The following is a 24,582-nucleotide window of genomic DNA, read 5'->3' as shown; positions in this document are numbered from 1 at the left end:
AATGAAAAATAAAGAGAATGTGTTTTTATTAAAGCAAAAATCGAAGGAAATTTATGAAAAATTATCCGTTTTAGCATTTGTTGAAGAATATGTTAACTCTGGACCAAACTTAAAACAGACTAAAGAAGAAGTGATTTCTACAGTAGAAAACGCTTTTCAATTAAAGGATTCTAAAGAAGATATTATAGAAACAGTAGATGAAGTTGAAACAGTCGTTCATCAATTAGAAGAGGTTTTGGAGATAAAAGAAGAAATTGTAGAAGAAGTAAAGGTAGAGGTTAAAAATGAAGAAATTCTTGAACAACCTTTTGATGAATTAGAAGAGTTAATGCTTTCTAAAGAAAAACCTGTAACTGAGCTTATTGATGATGTTGTTAAGGTTGAAAAAAATAAAGTATTATCTTTAGAAGAAGAATTACAAGACACTATTTCTGTAGATCAATTAGCTACATTGTTTGATATTCCTGCGCCAAAATCTTTAAACGATAGATTGGCAACAAACATTCAAATAGGGTTAAATGATAGAATCGCTTTTGTAAAGAATTTGTTTGAAGGAAGTCAAGAAGATTTTAATAGAGTCGTTTCTCAATTAAATACGTATGCAACAGAAAAAGAAGCAAAGAAATTTATTAATAAAATGGTGAAACCAGATTACGATTGGTCTCAGCAAGAAGAGTTAGAAACTCGATTTATAGAAATTGTAGAACGTAAATTTGCTTAAAACCTTATATATTGAAACCAATTTTAATACATACACATTTTCATAAGCGCAGAACTGGAGTTACCAGAAGTATAGAAAATGTACTGCCTTTTTTTGATGAAAAGTTCGAAAATTATATTTATGGTTATAATGTTGAGGGAAATAAAATTTCTTCATCAAAACTAAAATCATTGTTATTTTCTAAGAGAGAAGTTGTGGTTCATTGCCATAGAAATAACGAAATTATTAGAATGCTTATTTATAGAGCATTTGGCGCAAAATTTAAATTGATTGCTACACGTCATGCAGAAACTAAACCATCTAAACTTACTTTAAAACTATTAAAAAGTGCAGACAATGTTGTTACGCTGATTAATAGTATGAGTGAAAAATTAGGTTTAGAAAATACAATTGTTGGTCATGGAGTAAATGTTGATTTATTCTTACCAGATAGCACTAAAAAGCTCCCGGATATTCAACAAGAAAATATTATTTTATGTGCAGGAAGAGTTCGTAAAGCAAAAGGGCAAGTTGTTTTATTGGAAGCTGCAAAGGTTTTAAAAGAGGATAGCAATTGGGCGTTAGTAATTGTTGGTAAAATTGATAAACCTGTTTTTTTAGAAGAACTTAAAGTAATCGCAAAAAAGCACGAGATAGAAAATCAAGTTTATTTTGTTGATGAAACTTCAGATATTATTTCTTATTATCAAGCATCAAAAATTGCCGTTGTTCCAAGTTTTTCAGAAGGATTTTCTTTAGTAACAGCAGAAGCAATGTCTTGTGGTTGTTCTGTAATTGCAACTAAAAATGTTGGCGTTCATTCATCATTAATATCACATTCTAAAAACAGCTATTTATTTGAAGCAGGTGACGTTTCTGAATTAGAAGAACTGATGTCTAAATCGATAAATAATGAAATTCCACATCTAGGAAAACAAGCTAGAGAAGAAATTTTAAAAAATTGGAGTGCTAAGAAAGAAGCAGAAAACTTAATGAAAGTGTATCAAAAAAGTTAGTTTTTAGGATTGATAAATGAATTCTAAAAATAAGGAATTGTAACAAACTCTTTAGTTAGTCGTCTTCAAATTATAAAACCGACTATTATGAAACATTTAGCAACAATTTTTTTCGCACTTTTAATTACTACTGTTTCTGCACAAGAAGCAGCATTTAAAAAGTTCTACCAAGTCAATAAAGACAAATCAACTTTTTCAATTAATTTATCAGCATCATTAGCAGGTTCATTTTTAGATGATGAAAATGATGGCGATTTAATGAATATCATAAAAAAATCTAGCGATTTTAAATTGATGATTTTTGATAATGAAGACAATGTTATTGCAACAGACTTTAAAAAATTCAGAAGAAAGAACAAGCTAAAAACGCTTGCCAGAGTAAAAGATAATGGAAGTAAAGCCGAATTATATTTTATTGAAAAGAATGATTACATCCGAGAAATTATCATAAGAACAAATAGTGATAATGATAAATTGGTGCTATTTGGTGTAAAAACTAAAATAACAAAAGACGAATTAGCTGCTATGATCTCTTCTTCGGATATAAATATCTCATCAAAATAAAAAAGCTTAAAAGAGAAGATTTAACCGATCTTCTCTTTTAAATTTTCAATTACTTTTTTACTATTTCCAATAAAAATTTCTTTATCAACAATAAAAACAGGACGTTTTAAAAACGTGTATTCATCCAAAAGAAACTGTTTATAATCAGCTTCAGACAAAACCTGATTTTTTAAATCCATAGACTTATATAGATTTGCGCGTTTATTAAAAAGTGCTTCATAACTACCAGAAAGTGTATACATTTCTTCTAATTGAGTAGCAGTAATATTGTTTGCTTTTATTTCTTGTCGTTCAAAACCATCCGTATTTACCTCTTTTAAAATTCTACGGCAAGTATCACAAGTTTGTAAAAAATATACTTTCTTCATTTTTATGGATTATATTTACAGTTCAAAATTACACATAAAAATGAAAATACAATTTGATGTTTTAAGAAAATCTCGCGATCTCGTTTTAAAAGAACTAGAAGGATTAACTTTAGAGCAAATTCATACAATTCCTACAGGGTTTAAAAATAATATTGCTTGGAATGTCGCACATTTAGTAGTTACACAACAAGTTTTGCATTATAAATTATCTGGTTTAAACTGTTTATGTCCAGACGATTTAATTGACGCTCACAAAAAAGGAACTTCACCAACTAAAACCTTTACAGAAGAAGAGTTTGAAGAGGTAAAAGAATTGTTAATGGGCTTGCCAGATACGTTACAAGAAGATTTTGAAGCAGGTATTTTTGAGAATTATACCGAATATCCTACAAGTACAGGTTTCGTTTTAAGTTCAATAGAAAACGCAATTGCTTTTAATAATTTCCATGAAGGAATCCACTACGGAATTATTAGATCGATTAAGAAATTTTTATAGAAGCTATTTCCAGCTTTCACTACTCGCTTTTTTTGTAAAAACAAAAAAGAGCTCAAACAGACCGTTCAATCTGGGCTAAACCATTTTGCCAACTTATAGAAAAGAAAAAGCAGTAGAACAATATTAAAAACATAAAAAAAGAGAGCCAATTGGCTCTCTTTTTTTTATTTAAATAATTTAGGGATTATTTAAATTCTTTGGGGGATATTTTTAATAGAATAATGGTGTATTATAGTTTAGATGATAAACCAAACCAAACTGAATATTTAGTAACCATTCATTATTTTTGTTTTCAACAACTGGCGCTTGTAAACCATCAATAGTATCAGAAAAGAAATATTGATATGTAAATTGTGCAACTAAATCAAGTTTTGGAGCTAACTTATATCTTGTTCCCAAGCCAAAACTTAAAGAAACAGCTTCACCATCACCAATATCTAAGGCGTTCTTAAGCGTGTATTTTTGAGGTAAAACACTAATATCTTCATGCCAGTCTCCTAAGTCAGAAGTTAAACTATTTGTAAAAAAGGAATATTTTACTCCAAATGTAACGAAAGGATTGAACAAGGTATTACTATAAGGATACACAAATTCTTCTAGTGGATACAAAAAATATTCTACGCTTAAACCAACATCTAACATTCGTATTGTGCCTTTCATGGCTCTCAGTTGTTCGCCTCCATAGGAATCACGTTGTGCCCATTCACCATAATGCCGAAAATCAGCATTTTTAAGATATTGCAATTCTGTCTTAACCATTAAGTGGTTATGAATCACATCATGTGGATCCCACCTTATATTATTGTTATAAAAACTAAGGTAGTGCGCAACAGAAAATGTCTTTCCATTGTTATTCCATTCGCTGGCAAAGTTTCCTCTTTGCCCGTAATCTGTTTGTAAACTAGTAGATCCAACAAATGTCCCAATATCATGGGTTAAGTGTTGAGCCTTAAATTCTAGAATAGAAACAATTACAAAAAAAATAATTGTTATAGGGGTTTTCAAGATTTAGGGGTCTTAAAGTAAAAAAATTAAAGTAATAGGAGGTTATAAATTATGTCATGAGGACCCGATCTTATAGGATTGTGATAGAAACTAAGATAGTGTGCAATAGAAAATGTCTTTCCATTGTTGTTCCATGCAAAAGAAAAATTTCTTCTTTGTCTGTAATCTGTTTGTAAACTAGTAGATTCAACAAATGTCCCAATATTATTGGTGATGTGTTGAGCCTTAAATTCTAGAATAGAAACAATTATTTTTGTAATTGTTATAGGGGTTTTCAAGATTTAGGGGTCTTAAAGTGAGCATCAAAGATAAAGTAATTTTTTTATAACAACAAAGTCTATTGTAAACTTTTAATTGTGAAGACGTTTCCGTCTAAGTAATAATTAGCTCTTACCTCTAATTCTTCAGAAAAATAAATAATTTTTTCAGGTTGCTGTTTTAATAGGTAGTTTCCAGTATCCCATTTATTATTTTTATTTTCATCTATAATTGCTCTAACAAAGTATGTTTTAGGTTCTAGAAGATTGAATTGAATTTCTTTAGAATTCGAGATAAATCTTCTTTCAATAAGTTTGTCTTTATCTTTTCCTTCTAAAAGCTCAATAATTAAATTTTGAGAAGTTTCGTTTTCAATGTTCATTGTAATTCTTCCGTAATCTTCAATTTCTTTTGTGATAAAGTTGAAGTTTAAAGTGTCATTTTTTTGTTCAAAAATATCAAAAATAGCAGAAGGAAGTATATTTAATGAATAGGCCTGTTGTGGTTCTTTCTTAAAAAGTAACGCAATTTTATTTTCTTTGGTAGAAATATAACTAGAATATGAAACAGCTAATGTATCCTTATCAGTAAGTGTAATTTTATTTGTGTCAATTTTTACAAGCGGATTATTTCCTCTAATAAAAATAGTGTCTCTAAAATGAAGTGTTCTTCCTATTGATGAACTTAAAAGAAGTGAATCTGTCTTTTTCTTACGAAGCTTAACAGTAATTGTATCTATGAATTTTTCGTTGGTAACTATAAAGTTTAATGAATCTGCTTCAATAGGTGTAAACCAATAGTTAAGTGTGTCTTTATCTATTTCAAATTTTGAAATACTTTTAAAATCTTTAGGTGTGTCAGAAATAATTTTAACTTTTAAATCTGTTATTTCCCCTTCGTAACCAAAAGCAATCTTACCTTTTGTAATTTCTTTTCCACGTTTAAAATTGTAAGGTTGTGTTTCTTTAAAAAGTATAATTGGTTTTTTAATAATACTATCTCTAGGCAAGGTTATAGTATCAGTAAAAAAACCTATTTTATCTTCTTTTGAGTTAAAAAGATAATCATTTGTAGTTTCCTTTAAAGCAATCATTAAATATTTTCCTTCTCTTAGATTAGTTAAATTATAAAAAGAAGTGTCTAAGGTATTTGTAATATAATTTGGTTTCTTGTTAAAAACAATAGAATCAGTAAAAGTACTATCTATTTTGTACAATAAAACATTGATGTTTTTAGGTTTTATGTCTAAATACGAGTTTTTAACTTCTCCAGAAGTTGTAAGTGAATCGATATAACTTCCTGTAGAGAAGACGTATTTAAAGCTTTCTAGTTTATTACTTTCATTATTATCTTCAATAGCATTACCAAAATTTATAATATAAGTAGTGTTTTCATTTAATGTATCAAGAATTTTTAAAGTTAAAGTTTTACTTGCAGATCCTTGAGGTGTTACCAATAAAGGGCTTTTTAAAGGTGGAGAGACAATAAGTTGTTTGTTTAATTCTTTCAATTTTATAAATTCATTAAACTCTAATTCTATTTCTTTTTTATCAAAATTAATAGTTTCATAAGGTGGGTTAGAGGTTATAAACAAAGGAGCATCTTCATCTTTTGGGCCACCTTCTGGTCTTCCTGTTCTTGCACAATTAGATAATAAAATAATTGAAAGGCTAAAAATAATAAATCTAAAAAATGGTTTCACAAAAGTAAATTTTATACAAATTAACAATATATTTTTCATTTAAAAATCATAAATTTTACTCTGTATACGCCATTGTTAAAATACTAATTTTTACACCTTCAGTTTTTTGTAATTCTTTTGCACAAGCTTCTAAAGTTGCACCCGTAGTAATTACATCATCAATTAATAAAATATGTTTGTCTTTTAAGTTTGATGTATTCTTTAACTGAAATTTGGTATCATTATTATTAAATCGTTCAAAACGAGCCTTAAAAGTTTGAGTTTTTGATGTTGAGGTTCTCAATAGTTCGTTTTCTAAAAATGGTTTTTCTAAGTGATCACTTAACTTCTTACCAAATTTTGAAACTTGATTATAACCTCTTTTTTTCAATTTCTTTGGATGTAAAGGAACAGGAACTATCAAATCAATATCAGAAAATTCATTGTTTTGTTTTATAATTTCTCCTAACCAATTGCCGAAAAACGTTCCAATTTCTTCATTTCCTTTATATTTAAGTTCATGAATTAGCTTTTTAGTAATTCCTTCTTTTCGATAAAAAAGTAATGTATTTGCTTTTTCTATAATGATTCTACCGTAAAAAGTTTTTGTTATTTTATTATTAGAATAGTTTGTAAAGTTGGTTAAAGGTAAGTCGTGCCTACAAAAAGTGCAGACAGTATTTTCGTTTTGAGCCAGCTGATTATCACAATTAGCACATAACTCAGGATAAAATATCCTAAAGAAATTTTTTAAAATCCTCATATTTTTCTTAGCAATTCATTTTAAAGATAAGTAAAAATATCAATATTAAATAGTTGAGTCTTTAGCTTAAAAAACTTGAAAGGTTTTTCTTGAAAAATTTCTGTAAACGTGTATCTTTGCGCTCATTATGGCAAAACAAGAAGATAAATTTAAAAAAGTTTTATCGCACGCTAAAGAATATGGTTATGTATTTCAGTCTTCTGAAATATATGACGGTTTAAGTGCGGTTTACGATTATGCTCAAAATGGAGTTGAGCTAAAGAAAAATATTAGAGATTACTGGTGGAAAGCAATGGTGCAAATGCATGAAAACATTGTAGGTATAGATGCTTCAATTTTAATGCATCCAACAACTTGGAAAGCTTCAGGTCACGTAGATGCTTTTAACGATCCTTTAATTGATAATAAAGATTCTAAAAAACGTTATAGAGCAGATGTTTTAATTGAAGATTACTGCGCTAAAATAGAAGGGAAAATAAACAAAGAAGTTGCGAAGGCTGAAAAACGTTTTGGTGATGCTTTTAATAAAGAAGAATTTATTGCAACCAACGGAAGAGTTGTTGGTTATCAAGAAAAAATAAATTCAATCTTAGCAAGAATGGGTAAATCTTTAGAAAGTGAAGATTTAGCTGATGTTAAGTTGCTAATTGAAGAATTAGAAATTGCAGATCCTTTAACAGGTTCTAGAAATTGGACAGATGTAAAACAGTTCAATTTAATGTTTGGTACTAAATTAGGTGCTTCTGCAGAAACTGCAATGGATTTATATTTACGCCCAGAAACTGCTCAAGGAATTTTTGTAAATTTCTTAAACGTGCAAAAAACGGGTAGAATGAAAATTCCTTTTGGAATTGCACAAACTGGTAAAGCTTTTAGAAACGAGATTGTTGCAAGACAATTTATTTTTAGAATGCGTGAGTTTGAACAAATGGAAATGCAATTTTTTGTAAAGCCAGGAACTCAAAAAGAATGGTATGATGCATGGAAAGAAACGCGTTTAAAATGGCATTTGTCTTTAGGGATGGGAGCAGAGAACTACCGTTTTCACGATCATGATAAATTAGCACATTATGCTGATGCAGCTGCCGATATTGAGTTTAATTTTCCTTTCGGATTTAAAGAGTTAGAAGGAATTCATTCTCGTACAGATTTTGATTTAAAAGCACATGAAGAATTTTCTGGTAAGAAATTACAGTATTTTGATCATGAAGAAAATAAAAGTTATACACCTTATGTTGTAGAAACGTCTATCGGTTTAGATAGAATGTTTTTAGCAGTTTTTTCTAATTCATTACAAGAAGAAGCACTAGAAAACGGTACATCAAGAACTGTTTTAAAATTACCTGCAGTTTTAGCACCTTTTAAAGCAGCTATTTTTCCTTTAGTTAAAAAGGATGGTTTGCCAGAAGTTGCTCGTGAAATTATGGATGATTTAAAGTGGGATTTTAACGTTTTTTACGATGAAAAAGATGCTGTTGGTAAACGTTATAGACGTCAAGATGCTGCTGGAACGCCATTTTGTATTACTGTAGATCATGACACTTTAGAAGATAAATGTGTTACTATTAGACATAGAGATACTATGGAGCAAAAAAGAGTTGCAATTGCTGATTTAAAAGATATTATTAAAGCAGAAGTTGCTGTAAAAACTTGGTTACAGAAAATGTAATTAAATTTTAATAACAAAAAAAGCGCTAAATCTTAATTAAGATTTAGCGCTTTTTTCTTTAAGAGTAGTTATTATGCTGTCTTTTTATTAGCACAACATTCTTTTTTACAGTCTGCTTTACAAGCTGTTTTAGTATCAGATTTTTTATCTGCAGAACAACAAGCTTTTTTACAATCTGGCTTGCATTGTTTTTTAGTATCACATTTTTTATCAGCACTGCAATCTTTTTTATTGCAATCTGCTTTTTTACAGTCTTTTTTGTTAGCGCAGTTTGCTTTGTTTTTTCCTTTGCAGCTTTGCGCATTTTCAGATGCTTTGTATAATTCTCCTCCTGCAATACCATCTACAAAAGCAATTAAGTCTTTTTTAGAAGTTGTATTTGCATCAAATTCTACATTCGCAATACTATCTTTAAATATAACTTTAGCGTCTAAAACACCTTTTTTCTTAGATAATTTAGATTGAATTGTCTTTGCACAACCAATTTCGCAAGTCATTCCAGAAATAGCTAAAGAAACATTTTGTTTATCAACAGGTAGAACTTCTTTTTTTGCTTCACTTTTACATCCAGTTAGGATAAAAAGAGCAATAGCAACAGAAAATAATATTTTTTTAGTCTTCATATATTTAGATTTAATTTTTCACAAAAACCCTCTGAGAGTGTCATTAGATTAAATGATAAGATTATTTCACAAATTTATTAATAAAAGAGCTGACTTTTAAAGTTTTATCGGATTTTTACAAAATATTTTTATAAAAATGAATAATCAACAACAAAAGTGGTTTTACCTTATTATTCTTTCACTAGTTTGGGGTAGTTCTTTTATCTTAATGAAGAAAGCCCTTTTAGGTGTAACACCTATTCAGTTAGGTGCTTTAAGAATGATATTTACAGCTATTTTTTTACTCTCTGTAGCTTTTCCTTCAATTAAAAGAATTAAAAAAAGGCATTGGAAATATATTACTTATACAGCACTAGCAGGTACATTTATACCAGGTTTTCTATTTGCGTTTGCAATTACAACTATAGATAGCTCAATTGTATCTATTTTAAATTCATTTACACCTTTTAATACTTTGATTTTTGGTGCAATTGTATTTGGTTTTTATTTTAAGAAAGCCCAATTATATGGTATACTAATAGGTTTAGTGGGGACTTCAATTTTAATATTAAAAGGAGCTGATTTAAATCCGGATCAAAACTATTGGTATGCTTTGTTGATTATTATTGCATCTGTAGGTTATGCTTTTAACGCAAATATGATAAAAAAATATTTGTATGATTTAGATGCTTTGGCAATTACAACGGGTAATTTTTTATTGTTGATTATACCAGCAACGATTGTTTTAGGTTGTACCGATTTCTTTAAAACGTTTGATTCAGGAAATGAGGTTTTAATGAAGTCTCTTGGTTATTTAGCTATTTTATCAGTTGTAGGTACTGGTATTGCAAAAACTATTTATAATAAATTGGTTCATATTTCAGATCCAGTTTTTTCATCTTCTGTAACTTATTTAATTCCATTAGTAGCAATTTTTTGGGGAGTGTTAGATGGAGAGAAATTGAGCATTATTCAGGTTTTTGGTGGAGTTATTATTTTAATAGGAGTTTATTTAGTGAATAAGAAGAAGTAAGTTTTAAGGCAAAAAAAAAGAGCCAAAACCGAAGTTTTGACTCTTTCTAATGTTATTTAATTTTAATAATCTATTTAAAATCTACGTCAGAAACTCCTTCGTTAATTTTAATATCAGTTACTTCAAAATTTAAATCCATAGGACCCATTTTTTGTCCAATTGTAAATGGAAATTTCATTCCGTTTACTTCTTTATAATTTGAAAATACAGTTGGTACTCTAACTTCTTTACCATCCGGAGTTTTAACAATTTTCACCTCTTTTACTTTTAATCCGCTTTTTACATCAAAAAAGATTTCTGTGTCATTATGTTTAATAACATAAACTTTTTTACCATCTAAAGGTTCGATTCTTAAAAGTTCTCCATTTTTGTATGCTAATTCTTCAGTAATTACATTTTTCGCTTTTGCTTTTACTATTTCATCTGCACTCATTTCTTTTTTTCTTCCTTGTGCTTCTTGATAACCAGTTTCTCCATCAAAAACCATTTTTGATAAAACTTGCCCCATTCCAGAAACAACTACAGAAGATTTATTTGGTGCTGCAGTTTTTGCTACTAAAGAAATATCCATTCCTTGTACTTTTGCTCCAGAAGTCATTACTATTGATTTTACAGCCATTAATTTGTCTTTTCCACCAATTGCATCTATATATTTATCTACAACAGTTGCAGCAGTAACTCCTTTTGGAATTGGAATTATCATTTCTGGTTTCTCAGTAGGATTTCCGTATTTATCAAAATATTTAATAGCGTAATCACCTTTTTCAAGATTGTCAAGTACATCTATTGCTTTACCCGTAATTACAATCCTAGCGTTATCACCTTTAAAATGTTTTATTGCGGCGTTTTGAACGTCATCAACAGTTACAGAATTTATATTTTTAATATAATTTGCGTAAAAATCTTCTGGTAAATCATAAAGAGCAATGTTAAATGCATAATTTGCTGCAGTTGCAGGTTTTTGAACATCCATTACAAAACTACCAATGTATTCTTCTTTAGCATCTTGTAATTCTTTTTCAGTTACTTTCTGAGAACGAATTTTACTTATCTCTTTTTGAATTTCTACAACAGAACTATCAGTAACAACATTTCTTACGCTTGCAGTAGCTCTAAAAGCACCTGTATATCTGCTTTGACTAACTCTAGAGTAAGAACCATAAGTGTATGCTTTGTCTTCTCTTAAGTTTTGAAAAAGTCTAGCTGAACCACCGCCACCAAGAATCTTATTAGCTAATAATGCAGCGTAATAATCTTTATCTCCTAATGTTAAATCTGTAGTATTAACAACAACAACCTCAGATTGCTTTGCATTTGACATGTTTACAAAGTTGATTTCTGTAGTAGAAACGTTTTCTGGTTTTGGGAAATTAGATACAGGAATTTCTCCTTTTTTCCAATCAGAAAATAACTTTTTCACTAACTTTTTTGTTTGCTTAGTGTTTATGTCTCCAACAATAATTAGATACGCATTGTTAGGTTTGTAATAGGTGTTAAAGTTATTTTTAACATCTGCTAACGTTGTGTTATTTACAGTTTCTTTACTTGTGTGTTCTCCTGAAGGATGATTTTTACCATACACCAAAATACGTTCTACTCTTCTAGCAATTGCAGGAACATCTTTTTCTTGAGTTTTTAAACTTTCTAAAGTTACTTTTATTTCTTTATCAAATTCTTCTTGAGTAAACTGAGAGTTTTTTACACCATCTGCCATTAAACCTAATACTTCAGGAAAATATTTTTTTAATGATCTTGCAGAAGCTCCAGAACTAAAGAAACCTACATTGGCACCTAAGAAATCTACCTTTTCATTAAATTCATCTTTAGTGATGTTTGTAGTTCCTCTACCTAATAAACTACCCATTATATCAGAAACTCCAGCAATATTGCCTTCAGAATATGGTTTGTTGTCTATTCTTAAAGTAGCAGAAACTCTTGGTAATTTATGGTTTTCTACCATAATTACTGTTAAACCATTCTTTAAAGAAAACTTTTTTGCTTTTCCTAATTTTACTACAGGATCTGGTCCTGGAGTAGGCATCTTACTTCTGTCTATTTGCGCAGTTGTGGCAAAAGATATTGTTATAAGTGCTATTATTGATAATATTTTTGTTTTCATCTTTTATATTATTTTTTCGTAGGTAAATATTCTAAGATTAATCTCTGATTTTTATTTAAGTATTTCTTTGCAACTTCTCTAATTTCTTCTCGAGTAATAGATCTATACACATCTATTTCCGAATTAATTAAATTTGTGTCTCCATACATAGTATGATATCTAGCCAAAGAATTTGCAATACCAACAACACTAGAGTTAGAATTTACATAATTATTTTCGAATTGATTTTGCAATTTTTGATATGCTTTTTCAGAAATTAAATCCGTTTGAATTTTTACAATCTCTTCATCCATTTCATTAACCAAGTCTGTTAAAGCTACTTTACCTAAAGGAAGAGAAAAAAGTGCGTAAATACCATAATCTTGTTGACTAATATTTACAGCCTGTACAGCTAAAGCCATTTTCTTCTTGTCAACCATTTTCTTGTAAAGAATAGAACTTTTACCAACACTTAAATAAGAAGAAATCATATCTAAAACCTTAGAATCTCTTGTTTTAAAAGAAGGAGTTCTATAAGCAGCAATTACTGCGGGTATTTGAATGTTTTCATCATAAGCTGTTGCTTTAAACTCTTCTGTAATTGGTTCTTCTTTCGGAAAACTTCTTACTACATCAGCACCTCTTGGTATTGGTCCAAAATAATCTTCTATCATTTTTTTGGTTGTAGCAAAATCAATATCACCAGCAACCACTAAAGTAGCATTATTGGGTACATAATATTTTTTATTGAATGCTAAAAATTCTTCTAAAGTAGCAGCATCTAAATGATCCATGTATCCAACATTTGGATCTTTATATGGATGTACTTTAAATATGTTTTTAGAAATTTCAGGTAAAATATTAGAATATGCTCTTGTACGTTGTCTTTTTTCTTCTTTTACAACTTCGTTTTGAGTATCTACACCTTCTTGTTTAATAATTGGGTGTAATAAGCGTTCAGATTCCATCCATAAACCTAACTCTAGTTTGTTTGAAGGAAATATTTCATAATAATAGGTTCTGTCTTGAGAAGTATTTGCATTGTTTTTTCCTCCATTGGAAGAAACAATTTTAAACCATTCTCCTTTTTTGATGTTTTCTGTACCTTCAAATAATAGGTGTTCAAAGAAATGTGCGAAACCAGTTCTTTTTCTATCACCATCTTTACCACCAACACCATACATTACTGAGGTAATAACAACTGGTGCAGATTTGTCTTGATGCAGTATTACGTGCATTCCATTGTCTAACTTGTACTCTTCAAACTCAACTTTTTGAGCATTTAAAGAAAATGCTACTAAAAAAGCAGAAGTAAGGGATAAAAAATTCTTCTTCATTTAATTTTTTTTTAATTAATATTTGATATTTTGTTTGACGCTGATGTAATGAATTTGTTACATTTTTGAATCAAACAATTTTAATTGTTCCCAAAAATAATTTTTTTTGAAGAATATAAAGTTAAAAATGAGTTTTATTATCTTGATTTTGATTGAATTATTTATGAAAACTATATTGGTAAGTTCTAAAAAAGGTGTATATTTGCACCCGCATTTTCATTAGGATAATGCAAAATAATTAGTATTAATACGCAAAACAAATAGTATGTACGCAATCGTAGAGATGGCAGGGCAGCAGTTTAAAGTTGCAAAAGACCAAAAAGTTTACGTTCACCGTTTACAAGGAGAAGTAGGATCAAAAGTAACTTTTGATAATGTACTTTTAATTGATGAAAAAGGTAACGTTACAATTGGCGCCCCAGCTATAGAAGGAGCTTCAGTAACAGCTCAAATTTTAAGTCACTTAAAAGGTGATAAAGTAATCGTCTTCAAGAAGAAAAGAAGAAAAGGTTATATTAAGAAAAATGGACACAGACAGTATTTAAGTGAGATTCAGATTGAATCTATCGCTACTTCTGGTGCTAAAAAATCAGCTAAAAAGGAGTCTGCTCCTAAAGCTGAAGTAAAAGGAGAAGCTACAACAGATTATAGTTCTATGACTGTTGCAGAATTAAAAGCAGCTGCTAAAGAACAAGGTATCTCTGGGTATACTTCTTTAAAGAAAGTTGAATTAATTGAGGCTTTAACTAAATAAGAATTTCAATTTTAAAACCATAAGATCATGGCACATAAAAAAGGAGTAGGTAGTTCGAAGAATGGTAGAGAATCAGAATCGAAAAGACTAGGTGTAAAAATATTTGGAGGACAAGCTGCAATTGCAGGGAACATTATTGTTCGTCAAAGAGGAACAACTCACAATCCAGGAGAAAACGTTTACATGGGTAAAGATCATACTTTACATGCAAAAGTTGACGGTGTTGTAGAATTCCGTAAGAAAAGAAATAATAGATCTTATGTATCTATTACTCCATTTGAAGCTTAAGAAATTTAGCTTTTAAAAGATTTAAAATCGCTTAAGCAATTATTTGTTTAAGCGATTTTTTTGTTTTATAACAATTGCTGCTTTTATTTAATTAAATTTAGGGCACTTAATTCTCTTCAAATGAAATCATTTTTAAACATCATTTTATTTCTAATAGCATTTAATTCTTTTGGGCAAAAAGAACCTGCAATAAACGCAACTCATAAAGTTGAAGCGTTTATTTTAGAAAAAAAGTTAGATTCTGCTAATTATTATCTAAAATCAGTTAAAGATGAATCGTATAAAGATATTCTGCAGAAAATAATAGACAAAAAAGAGGTTTCTTCTAAAGAATACTACATATTTACCTCTAGACTTGGTAATAGACAATCAATCAAGTATAAAAGAGTTTCAGAGTTTATTAATAATAATGTCAAAGAACCTTTAGGGGAAAAGATTGATTTAGATTATGTAGAAAATAAATGGACTCAAGTTTCTAAATTGAGAGATGAAGTAGGTTTAAATGAAGCTTCAGAAATACAAAAAAGTTTAGAGGATTATGTAAATAAATTTAAAGATACAGATAGAGATGTTTTAATAGCAAAGACTAAAATTAAGACGCATCCTATTGTAATGTATCAAATTCAAAATGATGTAGAAAATGGAAAAAAATTATGTCTAGAAAGTTTAGAAGCTGCAAAAAAATTAAATAGCAAAAAATTACAAATTGTTTTCTTATATCATCTTTCAGATTTTTTAATTATTGAAGGGAAACTACAAGAATATATTGATGTTAGTGAAAAAAGTCTTAAGCTAGAAAAAGAGTTACCAGAAACGTCATCTTATTATCATGCTACAGTAGAACATTTAATTGATGCATATATTTACAAAGGAGAAAACAATAAAAAAGTAGTATTACTTATTAATGAGTTGTATGAAAACCCATCTGTAAGAATAAATACGTATTCACTATATGCAAAGTTAGTTTCGAGATTAGACGTGGGTTCGCCACAAAAAATAGAAATATTTAATAAGTTTAATGTTAAAAGTGTACCGGAACTTATATCTAAACTTAAAAAGTTAGGTAAAGATTTAAATCCAAATGATTTTTTTCACCTCATAAATAATGGCTCTAGAGCTTTGGTTTCTCATGGTTTTTTAAATGAAGCTATTAATTATAAAGATGAAGCAATTATAATTACAAGAAAGATATACGCAGAAGATTTATCTAAATCCTTAGCTAGTTTTAGAACTGAACAGGCAGTAAAAGAAAAGGAAAAGGAAATAGCACATGAAAAAGAAAAAACAACACTTTATAGTGTTATTGCTTTTCTAGCCATCATTCTATTAATAATTACATTAGTCGTCTTAAGAAAAATAAAAAAACAATCAGGAGAACTAAAAGAGAAGAATTGTATTATAAAAAAAACATTAAAAGAGAAAGAGTTATTGGTTAAAGAAGTGCATCATAGAGTAAAAAACAACTTTCAAATTGTATCAAGTTTACTTGAGTTGCAAACTAAGGGAATTGAAGATGAAAAAGCATTAGAATTAGCAAATCAAGGAAAGAATAGAGTAAAATCGATGGCTTTAATTCATCAGAAATTATATCAAAACGAAGGTGGATTAATCGATTTTGATGAATATATAAGAACTTTAATAAAAGAGCTATCATCAATGTATTCTTCAAAAGACAATGTAAAAACTACTGTTTCTTCGGAGGACATGATGTTTGATGTAGATACAGCAATTCCTTTGGGGTTAATTATAAATGAAATAATTACGAATTCTTATAAATATGCCTTTAGAAATGATAAAGAAAATAATTTATCAATTTCAATTCACAAAGAAGATAATGATGATTATAAATTGGTGATCGAAGATAATGGACCAGGTTTATCTAAAAATCTTGATGTAAAAAAGGCTAAAAGTTTAGGTTTACGTTTGGTAAATAGATTGGTAAAACAACTGCATGGAACTTTAGAGCAAACTAATAAAAAAGGAGCAAAATTCGAAATTCATTTTAAAGATAGTAGCGCAAGACAATTAGTAAATTAGTTTTAGAACAGTAATTATACTCTTTAGAACATTTTAGAATAGTTTGGTATCATTTCTTTTTGGAATTCATATTTTAGTGTAAAATTGAAAGATCCCTATGAGTAAAGTGAAGATTTTAGTTGTTGAAGATGAGGTGATTATTGCAGATAATATTTGTGATGCTTTAGATGGTTTAGGTTATAAAGCTTTAGAACCAGCAATAAATTATACAGAAGCAATACTTAGAATAGAAGAAGAAAAACCAGATATTGCTATTTTAGATATTCAATTGTCTGGAAAAAAAACAGGAATAGATATTGCAAAAAAGATTAAAGAATCTTATAACTTTCCTTTTATTTTTCTCACATCTAATTCAGATGCATTTACAGTAAATTTAGCTAAAGAGGTAATGCCTCCTGCATATTTGGTAAAACCATTTTCTAAGGATGAACTATATACATCTATTGAAATAGCACTTCATAATTTTTCTAAAAAAATTGGTGAGGTAGATACTGAAAATCTAATAATTAAAGATTCACTTTTTGTAAAAGATAAAGGGTCTTATAGCAAAATACATTTTGATGATATTTTGTATCTAAAAAGTTCACATGTGTATATTGAGATTGTTTTAAAATCTAATAAGAAAATGGTTGTAAGAACAAGTTTGAATGATATTTTAGAAAAACTAAATGATAATTTTGTTAGAGTGCACAGAGGTTTTATTATAAATACCAAGTATTTATCTCAAATAACACAAACATCTGTTAAGATTTTAAGTGAGGAAATTCCAATAGGAAAGAAATATAAGGAAGATATCGTAAAAAGAATTAATTTAATTTAGTAAATCAATAATTAGTTGGTTTTTAGAACAATATAAAGCTGTTTAGAACATTTTTAGATGTTAGAACTTTCTTTTAATGTACATTTGAGTACGATTTAGATTGTTTTTCAACATTTTTTCGGGGGAATGTGATGTTGACTATAAAACTAAATTCGTGCAATAATATGTAAGCTATTCTTTTTTTGGGTAGCTTTTTTTTATGCAGTGAATTTATTCAAACTTACTTACTACTATTTCGTACTTTTGCAGTTATGAAATTTTTATACAATTTTGTCGTTTTTATTACTTCTCTTTTGCTGCCAATAATAGCGTTGTTTAATAAAAAAATTAAATTATTTATTAATGGAAGAAATGAAACGTTTTCTAAAATCTCTAAATTAAAGAATTCAAAAACTATTTGGTTTCATGCAGCTTCTTTAGGTGAGTTTGAGCAGGCCAGACCTATCATCGAAGAATTAAAAAAACACTATACTGAGTATAAGATTTTAGTTACTTTTTTTTCACCTTCAGGATATGAAATCAGAAAAAACTATAATTTAGCAGATGTAATTTGTTATTTGCCTTTAGACTCTAAATCGAATGCAAGAAAATTTATAAAAGAAGTGAATCCTTCTTTGGCAGTTTTTATAAAGTATGAGTTTTGGCCAAATCTTTTAAATGAGTTAAAGTTAAAAGAAATTCCAACAATTTTAGTTTCTGGTGTTTTAAGAGAAAAGCAATTATTCTTTAAAAGTTATGGTGGTTTTATGAAAGACTCTTTAAAAGCCTTTCATCACTTTTTTGTTCAAGATGAAAACTCTAAGAAATTATTAAATTCAATTAATTTTGATAATGTTACAGTTGCAGGAGACACGCGTTTCGATAGAGTTTCTAAGATTTTAGAGCAAGATAATTCTCTTGATTTTATTAATGAATTTAAAAACAATAAATACACAATTGTAGCAGGAAGTACTTGGCAAGAAGGAGAAGCGTTTTTGGTTGATTACATAAATAATACTGCATTAGAAGATGAGAAGTTTATTATAGCACCTCATAATATTAAGCAAGAAGCTATTTTAGAATTACAGAAATCTATCAATAAAAAAACTGTTTTATTTTCAGCTAAAGCTGATAAAAACCTGTCAGAATACACTGTATTTATAATTGATACAATCGGAATTTTAACCAAAATTTATGCAGCAGCAGATATTGCTTATGTTGGAGGAGGTTTAAAAACAGGTTTACATAATATTTTAGAACCAGCAACTTTCGGAATTCCTGTAGTGATTGGAAATAAATACGACAAATTTAAAGAAGCTGTAGATTTGGTTAAAATAGGAGGTTGTATTTCTATTAAAAACGGAGAAGAATTTACAGAGAGTTTTATCAAGTTAAAAAAAGATGAAAACTTTAGAAGATTAACGGGAGTTATCAATAAAAGGTATATTCAAGATAACTTTGGGGCAACGAAATTAATTATGAATTATTTAAAGAATACAATATAAAATGGAGTTTATTACACAACCTTGGCCTTGGTATGTTGGTGGGCCACTAATTGCTTTTGTACTATTTTTAACCTTCTATTTTGGACAAGCATTTGGAGTTTCTAAAAGTTTAGAAACTTTTTGTACAATTGGTGGAGCAGGGAAAATTTCTGATTATTTTAAAGTAGATTTAAAAGAAAGAAAATGGAGCTTATTTTTTGTAGCAGGAATTATTATTGGAGGTTTTATTTCTTCAGAATTTTTAATGCAATCTCAAGCAATAGATTTAAACCCAGAAACAGTTATAGAATTAGCCGATTTAGGTTTTGCAAATGCAGGAAGTTCTTATTTACCAGAAGAAATTTTTAGTTTAGAAAGTTTACTAACTGTAAAAGGATTTTTAATTTTAATTGGCGCTGGAGTTTTAATTGGTTTTGGAACTCGTTATGCAGGAGGTTGTACTTCTGGTCATGCAATTACAGGTTTAAGTAGTTTACAATTCCCTTCTTTATTAGCAACAATTGGGTTTTTTATTGGTGGTTTAATAATGACGTGGTTTTTAATCCCTTTAATTTTTTAGCCAATAGTTGGCATTAAGTAAAAATAGATAATTGTTTATTATGTCATTTCGAACGCAGTCGAGAAGTTAATAGTAAATTTGAAAATATGTTTAAATGAAAAATATTAAATTTTTAATAATAGGAGTTTTATTCGGAATCATTTTAAGTAAAACAGAAGTAGTTTCTTGGTACAGAATTTACGAAATGTTTAAGTTTCAATCTTTTCATATGTATGGTGTAATTGGTAGCGCAGTTGTTATCGGAATTGTATTAATGCAACTCTTTAAAAAAGGAGTAATTAAAGATTATTTAGGAAATCAAGTTATTGTACAAGAAAAGGAAAAAGGATATATAAAAACAATTCTTGGAGGAACCATTTTTGGTTTAGGTTGGGCTTTATCGGGTGCTTGTCCAGGTCCATTATATGTACTTATTGGTCAAGGTTTTTTACCAATTTTAATTGTACTTTTAGGAGCAGTTTTAGGAGCTTTCATTTATGGATTAGTGAGTAAAAAATTACCAAACTAGATGAGTAAATTAGTAGACAATTTTGGAAGACAAATGGAATATGTGCGATTGGCAGTTACAGATCGCTGTAATTTGCGTTGCCAATATTGTATGCCTGCTAAAGGAATTGATATTGTTCCAAGACAAGAGTTACTTTCTTTTAAAGAAATGTATCGTTTAATTCGTGTGTTAACAGAATTGGGGGTAAATAAAGTACGTTTAACAGGCGGAGAACCTTTTGTTCGTAAAGATTTTGTTGGTTTTTTAGAAATGTTGTCTTATAATGATTTGTTAGATGAAATTAATATAACAACAAATGGCGCTTTAATTTCTCATCATATTTCTAAAATTGAAAAATTAGAAAAAGTTAAAAAAATCAACCTAAGTATAGATAGTTTACATAGAGAAAAGTTTGCGAAAATTACTAGAAGAGACGTTTTTCCGGAAGTTTATAAAACATTTGAAATCCTAGAAAAAAGTAGTTTAAATTTAAAACTGAATGTAGTTGTACAATCTGGTTTTAATACTGATGAAATAGTCGATTTTGTAAGACTGACAAAAGATAAAAATGTTGCAGTACGCTTTATTGAAGAAATGCCTTTTAATGGAAAAGGGCAACGCGATATGCAAGAGAATTGGACTTTTAAAAAGATTTTAAACGAGATAAAAACTGAGTTTGATGTTACTGAGGTTTACTCAGGAAAATCATCTACATCAAGAAATTATGCAATTGATAATCATTTAGGTTCTGTTGGTATTATTCCAGCTTTTACAAGAACTATTTGTGGAGATTGTAATAGAATTAGAATTACGAGTACAGGAACTTTTAAAAATTGTTTGTTTGATGATGGTGTTTTTAATCTTCGAGATTTTATACGAAAAGGAGCTTCTAATGACGATTTAAAAGAACTCTTTTTAGGTTTAGTAAAAGAGAAGCCAGAAAATGGTTTTATAGCAGAAGCAAATAGAAAAGATGGTGGCGCTTCTGAAAGTATGAGTACAATTGGAGGATAGTAAAAGTTTAATCGTGTAATTGTTTAATTGTGTAAAACACTTGAACAATTACACAAATAAACACTTAAACGTTTTTAACAAATGATTTCAGTAGAAAAAGCTTTAGAAACTGTTTTAAATTCAACTCAAGGTTCTGGAGTTGAAGAAATTCCGTTTATAAAATCAGTTGGTAGAATTTTAAAAGAAGATATTCTCGCAGATAGAGATTTTCCTCCATTCAATAGAGTTTCTATGGATGGAATTACAATTGATTATACTTCATTCAAAAACGGACAAAGAAGCTTTGAAATTGAAGGTATTCAAGCTGCGGGAAGTAAACAAATCACTTTAAATAACGCTGAAAATTGTATTGAAGTGATGACAGGCGCGGTTTTACCAAACAATGCAAACACTGTTATTAGATACGAAGATGTAACTATCGAAAATAGAGTAGCAACGATTAATGTAGATTCATTAAATGATGGGCAAAACATCCATAATAAAGGAAAAGACGGTAAAGTTGGCGATTTATTAATCAAGCAAAACACCAAAATATCAGCAGCAGAAATAGGAGTTCTAGCAACTGTTGGTAAATCGTTTGTAAAAGTAGCAAAACAACCAAAAGTAATGATTGTTTCTACAGGTGATGAATTGGTTGGTGTAAATGAAATTCCGCTAGAACATCAAATAAGAAGAAGCAATGTTTTTACCTTAGTTTCTTTGTTAGAGAAATTAAATATTCCTTCAGAAACAGCACATATAACAGATGATAAACCTATTTTAAAATCTAAAATTAAAAGCTTTTTACAAGAATATGATGTATTGCTTTTTAGTGGAGCAGTTAGTAAAGGTAAGTTCGATTTTTTACCAGAAGTTTTTGATGAATTAAGTGTAGAAAAACTGTTTCATAAAATTACTCAAAGACCAGGGAAACCTTTCTGGTTCGGAAGCGCAGCTTCTTTAAGTATTAGTGAACAGAATGTTTATCCGAATGAAAAAGATAATAATTGCAAGAAAACAATTGTGTTCGGATTTCCTGGGAATCCGATTTCTACATTTGTAAATTGTTTAGCGTATTTTTATCCTTGGTATTACAAATCAGTAGGATTAGAAGTTGAAAAAGAAACTGCAATTTTATCAGCAGATGTTACTTTTAAACCGAGTTTAACGTACTTTTTACAAGTGAAATTAAATTCTAGATTTGGACATTTAATTGCAACTCCAATTACAGGAAATGGATCTGGAGATTTAGGGAGTTTGGTAAAAACAGATGCTTTTATTCAATTACCAGATGATATAACCACGTTTAAAAAAGGAGATATTTTTCCTATAATAAGATATAGATAATGAGTGAATTCAGTCATTTAAACAAAAAAGGAAATCCTAAAATGGTAAATGTTTCTGATAAGAAAATTACCAAAAGAACAGCAATTGCAAAAGCAACAATGTTTTTAGGGAAAGAAGTAATTGTTCATTTTACAAATGATGAGTTAATCACTAAAAAGGGACCTGTTTTTCAAACGGCAATTATTGCAGGAATTCAAGGTGTTAAAAAAACATCAGAATTGATACCAATGTGTCATCCATTATTGATTAATGGAGTTGATATTGATATCAATATTATAGATTCTGAAAATATAGAAGTTTTTTGTGAAGTTACGATTACAGGAAAAACTGGTGTAGAAATGGAAGCTTTAACGGGTGCAAATATTACTTGTTTAACTATTTATGATATGTGTAAAAGTATCAGTCAGGAGATGATAATTAAAGAAGTAAAATTGCTAGTTAAAACTGGAGGGAAATCGGATATTAATAATTAAATGTCACCTCGAGCGCAGTCGAGAGGTAATGAATAGTTCTCGACTGCGCTCGAACGGACAAAGAGGATTTAAAAAAAGTTCTACATAAGATGAAAAAACATAAAAAACATACAAATTTAGAAAGAAGAGATAATGATACTTTTGCTCCTAATGAAATAGCATTTCTAGGAACAAATTGTGGTATTATTTCAGATTTAGTCCATAAAATTTCTGAGAGATTATCAAACTATAAATTGGCATATTTTGATGCTTCTCACGCAAAAGATGTTGCTGAAAATAAGTTATCAGAATTTACTTTTCATCATCAAGGAAACTTGCAAATTACAACTTATGGAAACGTAAATAAGTTTGAACAACGTTTACAATTTGCACAATATGATTATGTTTTTATCAATGGTAATCATTATCAAGGAGCAAAACAAATTTTAATTTTAGATGAAGCAAAAGAAGCTTCCGTTTTAAAAAGATTAGAGCAGTTAGATAGCATTCAGTTTGTTGTAAGGTTGAAAAAAGAGACGGAGTATTTTTCGTTCTTAGAGGAGAAATATGCACAGATAAAAAATATTACATGCTATACAATTGATGAGGTTGATAAAATTTCAAATCACATTCATAATCTTATTCAAGAAAAAATTGCGCCAGTAAAAGGGTTGGTTTTAGTTGGTGGCAAGAGCACAAGAATGGGGCAAGATAAATCTGAATTAGATTATTTTGGAAAACCTCAAAAGGAAGTTGCAAAAGAATTGTTAGAAAACAATAATTTAGAAACCTTTTATTCAGTTCAAAATTCATCAGAAAACGAATATGAAATTCATGATAAATTTTTGAATTTAGGCCCTTTTGGAGGAATATGTTCTGCTTTTCAAAAAGACCCAAATGCTGCTTGGTTTGTCTTAGCCACGGATGTTCCTTTTATAAATGATGAAGTAGTTCAGCAATTATTAAAACATAGAAATCCAAGTAAAATTGCAACTGCAATTAAAGGAAAGGGAAATGAGTTTCCAGAGCCTTTAATTACTATTTATGAGCCAAAAGCGTATCCTATTTTATTACAATATTTAGCACAAGGATATTCTTGTCCTAGAAAAGTATTAATTAATTCTGATGTAGAAATTGTTGAAATTGATGATGATTTTATCAGAAATATTAATACTCCTATAGACTTTGATACTGCTAAAAACGAGATAAATAAGTTGTAAATTAGAGGTGTTAAAGACATGCATATTTTAGAATAAACTTAATTTAAAAATGAAAACAAAGAATTTATTTTTTATTACTCTTTTTGGAATACTTTTTGCGAGTTGTGAACCAGAACTTTCTACGAAAGAATTTATGGTTGATAGTTGGGAAACTACCTATTTAAAAATAGAAATGTTCACTGTAAATAAAACCGATTCTTTGCAGGTGTATGAAGATACATTTGATAATAATCCAGAGTTAGTTGCACAATCTAAATATAACAAAGATGGTACTTTTTCTGCTTGGTTTAAAAACAGAAAAGGAGATCATGTCTCTAATTCTGTAGGAAAGTGGAATGTGGTAAATGATTCTTTAACTGTAGCTTTTCATTATGGAGGTAGAGATTTAAAAGTGAGTTATTTTATAACAAAAACTGAAGATGGGTTTGTAGGGAAAAGTAAGTATGATTGGGATGAAGATGGCGATTTTGATGACTTACTAACAATGAAAACTAAAAGAATAAAAATTGACTAAATTTGAGTAACTTTAAAAAGATTTCTTTAAGAATACG

25 protein-coding genes are annotated in these 24,582 nt (G+C 28.8%); 18 read left to right on the top strand and 7 right to left on the bottom strand.

Features of this window, described 5'->3' with window-relative positions:
* Window position 1 precedes the first annotated feature (1 nt).
* From BTO07_RS10150 to BTO07_RS10140, 3 genes are all read left to right on the top strand, one after another.
* Entirely contained in the window at window positions 2-721 is a 720-nt protein-coding gene (locus tag BTO07_RS10150) for a hypothetical protein (protein WP_232457008.1), read from the top strand.
* A gap of 11 nt (window positions 722-732) precedes the next feature.
* Complete coding sequence (locus tag BTO07_RS10145; RefSeq protein WP_087521120.1) at window positions 733-1,716, top strand: glycosyltransferase family 4 protein; 984 nt, start codon at window positions 733-735, stop codon at window positions 1,714-1,716.
* A gap of 87 nt (window positions 1,717-1,803) precedes the next feature.
* Window positions 1,804-2,280, top strand: a complete 477-nt coding sequence (locus BTO07_RS10140) for a DUF4252 domain-containing protein (RefSeq protein ID WP_087521119.1) — start codon at window positions 1,804-1,806, stop codon at window positions 2,278-2,280.
* A gap of 20 nt (window positions 2,281-2,300) precedes the next feature.
* On the opposite strand, the gene BTO07_RS10135 is transcribed toward BTO07_RS10140, so the two are convergent.
* Complete coding sequence (locus BTO07_RS10135) at window positions 2,301-2,648, bottom strand: arsenate reductase family protein (RefSeq protein ID WP_087521118.1); 348 nt, start codon at window positions 2,646-2,648, stop codon at window positions 2,301-2,303.
* Window positions 2,649-2,688: 40 nt separating this feature from the next.
* On the opposite strand from BTO07_RS10135, the gene BTO07_RS10130 reads away from it, so the two are divergent.
* The gene (locus BTO07_RS10130) at window positions 2,689-3,144 is read left to right on the top strand and encodes a DinB family protein (protein ID WP_087522605.1); all 456 of its coding nucleotides are present in this window, start codon (window positions 2,689-2,691) and stop codon (window positions 3,142-3,144) included.
* 210 nt (window positions 3,145-3,354) lie between these two features.
* On the opposite strand, the gene BTO07_RS10125 is transcribed toward BTO07_RS10130, so the two are convergent.
* The 3 genes from BTO07_RS10125 to BTO07_RS10115 all read right to left on the bottom strand — a co-directional run bounded on the left by BTO07_RS10125 (window position 3,355) and on the right by BTO07_RS10115 (window position 6,851).
* A complete protein-coding gene (locus BTO07_RS10125; protein WP_087521117.1) occupies window positions 3,355-4,149 on the bottom strand; it encodes a THC0290_0291 family protein in 795 nt (264 codons plus the stop codon).
* 337 nt (window positions 4,150-4,486) lie between these two features.
* Window positions 4,487-6,109 carry an Ig-like domain-containing protein gene (locus BTO07_RS10120; protein ID WP_232457007.1) on the bottom strand — a complete coding sequence of 541 codons (1,623 nt, stop codon included), beginning with the start codon at window positions 6,107-6,109 and terminating at the stop codon, window positions 4,487-4,489.
* Window positions 6,110-6,164: 55 nt separating this feature from the next.
* The gene (locus BTO07_RS10115; RefSeq protein WP_087521115.1) at window positions 6,165-6,851 is read right to left on the bottom strand and encodes a ComF family protein; all 687 of its coding nucleotides are present in this window, start codon (window positions 6,849-6,851) and stop codon (window positions 6,165-6,167) included.
* A gap of 127 nt (window positions 6,852-6,978) precedes the next feature.
* Here BTO07_RS10115 and BTO07_RS10110 point away from each other — a divergent pair, with 127 nt between their 5' ends.
* Window positions 6,979-8,520: a glycine--tRNA ligase gene (locus tag BTO07_RS10110; protein WP_087521114.1), complete on the top strand. Its 1,542-nt coding sequence runs from the start codon at window positions 6,979-6,981 to the stop codon at window positions 8,518-8,520.
* A gap of 71 nt (window positions 8,521-8,591) precedes the next feature.
* On the opposite strand, the gene BTO07_RS10105 is transcribed toward BTO07_RS10110, so the two are convergent.
* On the bottom strand, window positions 8,592-9,143 hold the full coding sequence (locus tag BTO07_RS10105) for a heavy-metal-associated domain-containing protein (protein WP_087521113.1): 552 nt from the start codon (window positions 9,141-9,143) through the stop codon (window positions 8,592-8,594).
* Between the two features lie 136 nt (window positions 9,144-9,279).
* Between BTO07_RS10105 and BTO07_RS10100 the strand changes: the two genes are divergently transcribed.
* Window positions 9,280-10,155, top strand: a complete 876-nt coding sequence (locus BTO07_RS10100; RefSeq protein ID WP_087521112.1) for a DMT family transporter — start codon at window positions 9,280-9,282, stop codon at window positions 10,153-10,155.
* 70 nt (window positions 10,156-10,225) lie between these two features.
* Here the strand turns inward: BTO07_RS10100 and BTO07_RS10095 are convergent, their stop codons facing one another.
* Window positions 10,226-12,274, bottom strand: a complete 2,049-nt coding sequence (locus BTO07_RS10095) for a M16 family metallopeptidase (RefSeq protein ID WP_087521111.1) — start codon at window positions 12,272-12,274, stop codon at window positions 10,226-10,228.
* 8 nt (window positions 12,275-12,282) lie between these two features.
* Window positions 12,283-13,590 carry a M16 family metallopeptidase gene (locus tag BTO07_RS10090; RefSeq protein WP_087521110.1) on the bottom strand — a complete coding sequence of 436 codons (1,308 nt, stop codon included), beginning with the start codon at window positions 13,588-13,590 and terminating at the stop codon, window positions 12,283-12,285.
* Between the two features lie 265 nt (window positions 13,591-13,855).
* Between BTO07_RS10090 and rplU the strand changes: the two genes are divergently transcribed.
* The 12 genes from rplU (at window position 13,856) to BTO07_RS10030 (ending at window position 24,545) form a co-directional block, all read left to right on the top strand.
* Window positions 13,856-14,344 (top strand): 50S ribosomal protein L21, encoded by a 489-nt coding sequence (gene rplU, locus BTO07_RS10085; RefSeq protein ID WP_087521109.1) that lies wholly within the window; start codon window positions 13,856-13,858, stop codon window positions 14,342-14,344.
* Between the two features lie 27 nt (window positions 14,345-14,371).
* A complete protein-coding gene (rpmA, locus tag BTO07_RS10080; RefSeq protein ID WP_087521108.1) occupies window positions 14,372-14,632 on the top strand; it encodes a 50S ribosomal protein L27 in 261 nt (86 codons plus the stop codon).
* A 120-nt stretch (window positions 14,633-14,752) separates the two neighbouring features.
* Complete coding sequence (locus BTO07_RS10075) at window positions 14,753-16,669, top strand: sensor histidine kinase (protein ID WP_087521107.1); 1,917 nt, start codon at window positions 14,753-14,755, stop codon at window positions 16,667-16,669.
* 97 nt (window positions 16,670-16,766) lie between these two features.
* A complete protein-coding gene (locus tag BTO07_RS10070) occupies window positions 16,767-17,489 on the top strand; it encodes a LytR/AlgR family response regulator transcription factor (RefSeq protein ID WP_087521106.1) in 723 nt (240 codons plus the stop codon).
* Window positions 17,490-17,740: 251 nt separating this feature from the next.
* Window positions 17,741-18,973 carry a 3-deoxy-D-manno-octulosonic acid transferase gene (locus BTO07_RS10065; RefSeq protein WP_087521105.1) on the top strand — a complete coding sequence of 411 codons (1,233 nt, stop codon included), beginning with the start codon at window positions 17,741-17,743 and terminating at the stop codon, window positions 18,971-18,973.
* Window position 18,974: 1 nt separating this feature from the next.
* Window positions 18,975-19,532, top strand: a complete 558-nt coding sequence (locus BTO07_RS10060) for a YeeE/YedE family protein (RefSeq protein WP_087521104.1) — start codon at window positions 18,975-18,977, stop codon at window positions 19,530-19,532.
* Between the two features lie 94 nt (window positions 19,533-19,626).
* Entirely contained in the window at window positions 19,627-20,040 is a 414-nt protein-coding gene (locus tag BTO07_RS10055) for a YeeE/YedE family protein (protein ID WP_087521103.1), read from the top strand.
* Window positions 20,041-21,033: a GTP 3',8-cyclase MoaA gene (moaA, locus tag BTO07_RS10050; protein ID WP_087521102.1), complete on the top strand. Its 993-nt coding sequence runs from the start codon at window positions 20,041-20,043 to the stop codon at window positions 21,031-21,033.
* An 81-nt stretch (window positions 21,034-21,114) separates the two neighbouring features.
* Window positions 21,115-22,359 carry a molybdopterin molybdotransferase MoeA gene (locus BTO07_RS10045; RefSeq protein ID WP_087521101.1) on the top strand — a complete coding sequence of 415 codons (1,245 nt, stop codon included), beginning with the start codon at window positions 21,115-21,117 and terminating at the stop codon, window positions 22,357-22,359.
* Window positions 22,359-22,832 (top strand): cyclic pyranopterin monophosphate synthase MoaC, encoded by a 474-nt coding sequence (moaC, locus tag BTO07_RS10040; RefSeq protein WP_087521100.1) that lies wholly within the window; start codon window positions 22,359-22,361, stop codon window positions 22,830-22,832. The genes BTO07_RS10045 and moaC overlap by 1 nt, the downstream gene beginning before the upstream one ends.
* 89 nt (window positions 22,833-22,921) lie before the next feature.
* Entirely contained in the window at window positions 22,922-24,031 is a 1,110-nt protein-coding gene (locus BTO07_RS10035) for an NTP transferase domain-containing protein (RefSeq protein WP_087521099.1), read from the top strand.
* Window positions 24,032-24,080: 49 nt separating this feature from the next.
* Window positions 24,081-24,545, top strand: coding sequence for a hypothetical protein (locus BTO07_RS10030; RefSeq protein WP_087521098.1), 465 nt, complete (start codon window positions 24,081-24,083; stop codon window positions 24,543-24,545).
* Window positions 24,546-24,582: the final 37 nt, after the last annotated feature.

This window comes from Polaribacter sp. SA4-12, assembly GCF_002163675.1.
Lineage (GTDB): Bacteria > Bacteroidota > Bacteroidia > Flavobacteriales > Flavobacteriaceae > Polaribacter.
The sequence above is the reverse complement of the archived record's forward strand: the minus strand, read 5'-3'. Positions and strand labels throughout refer to the sequence as shown.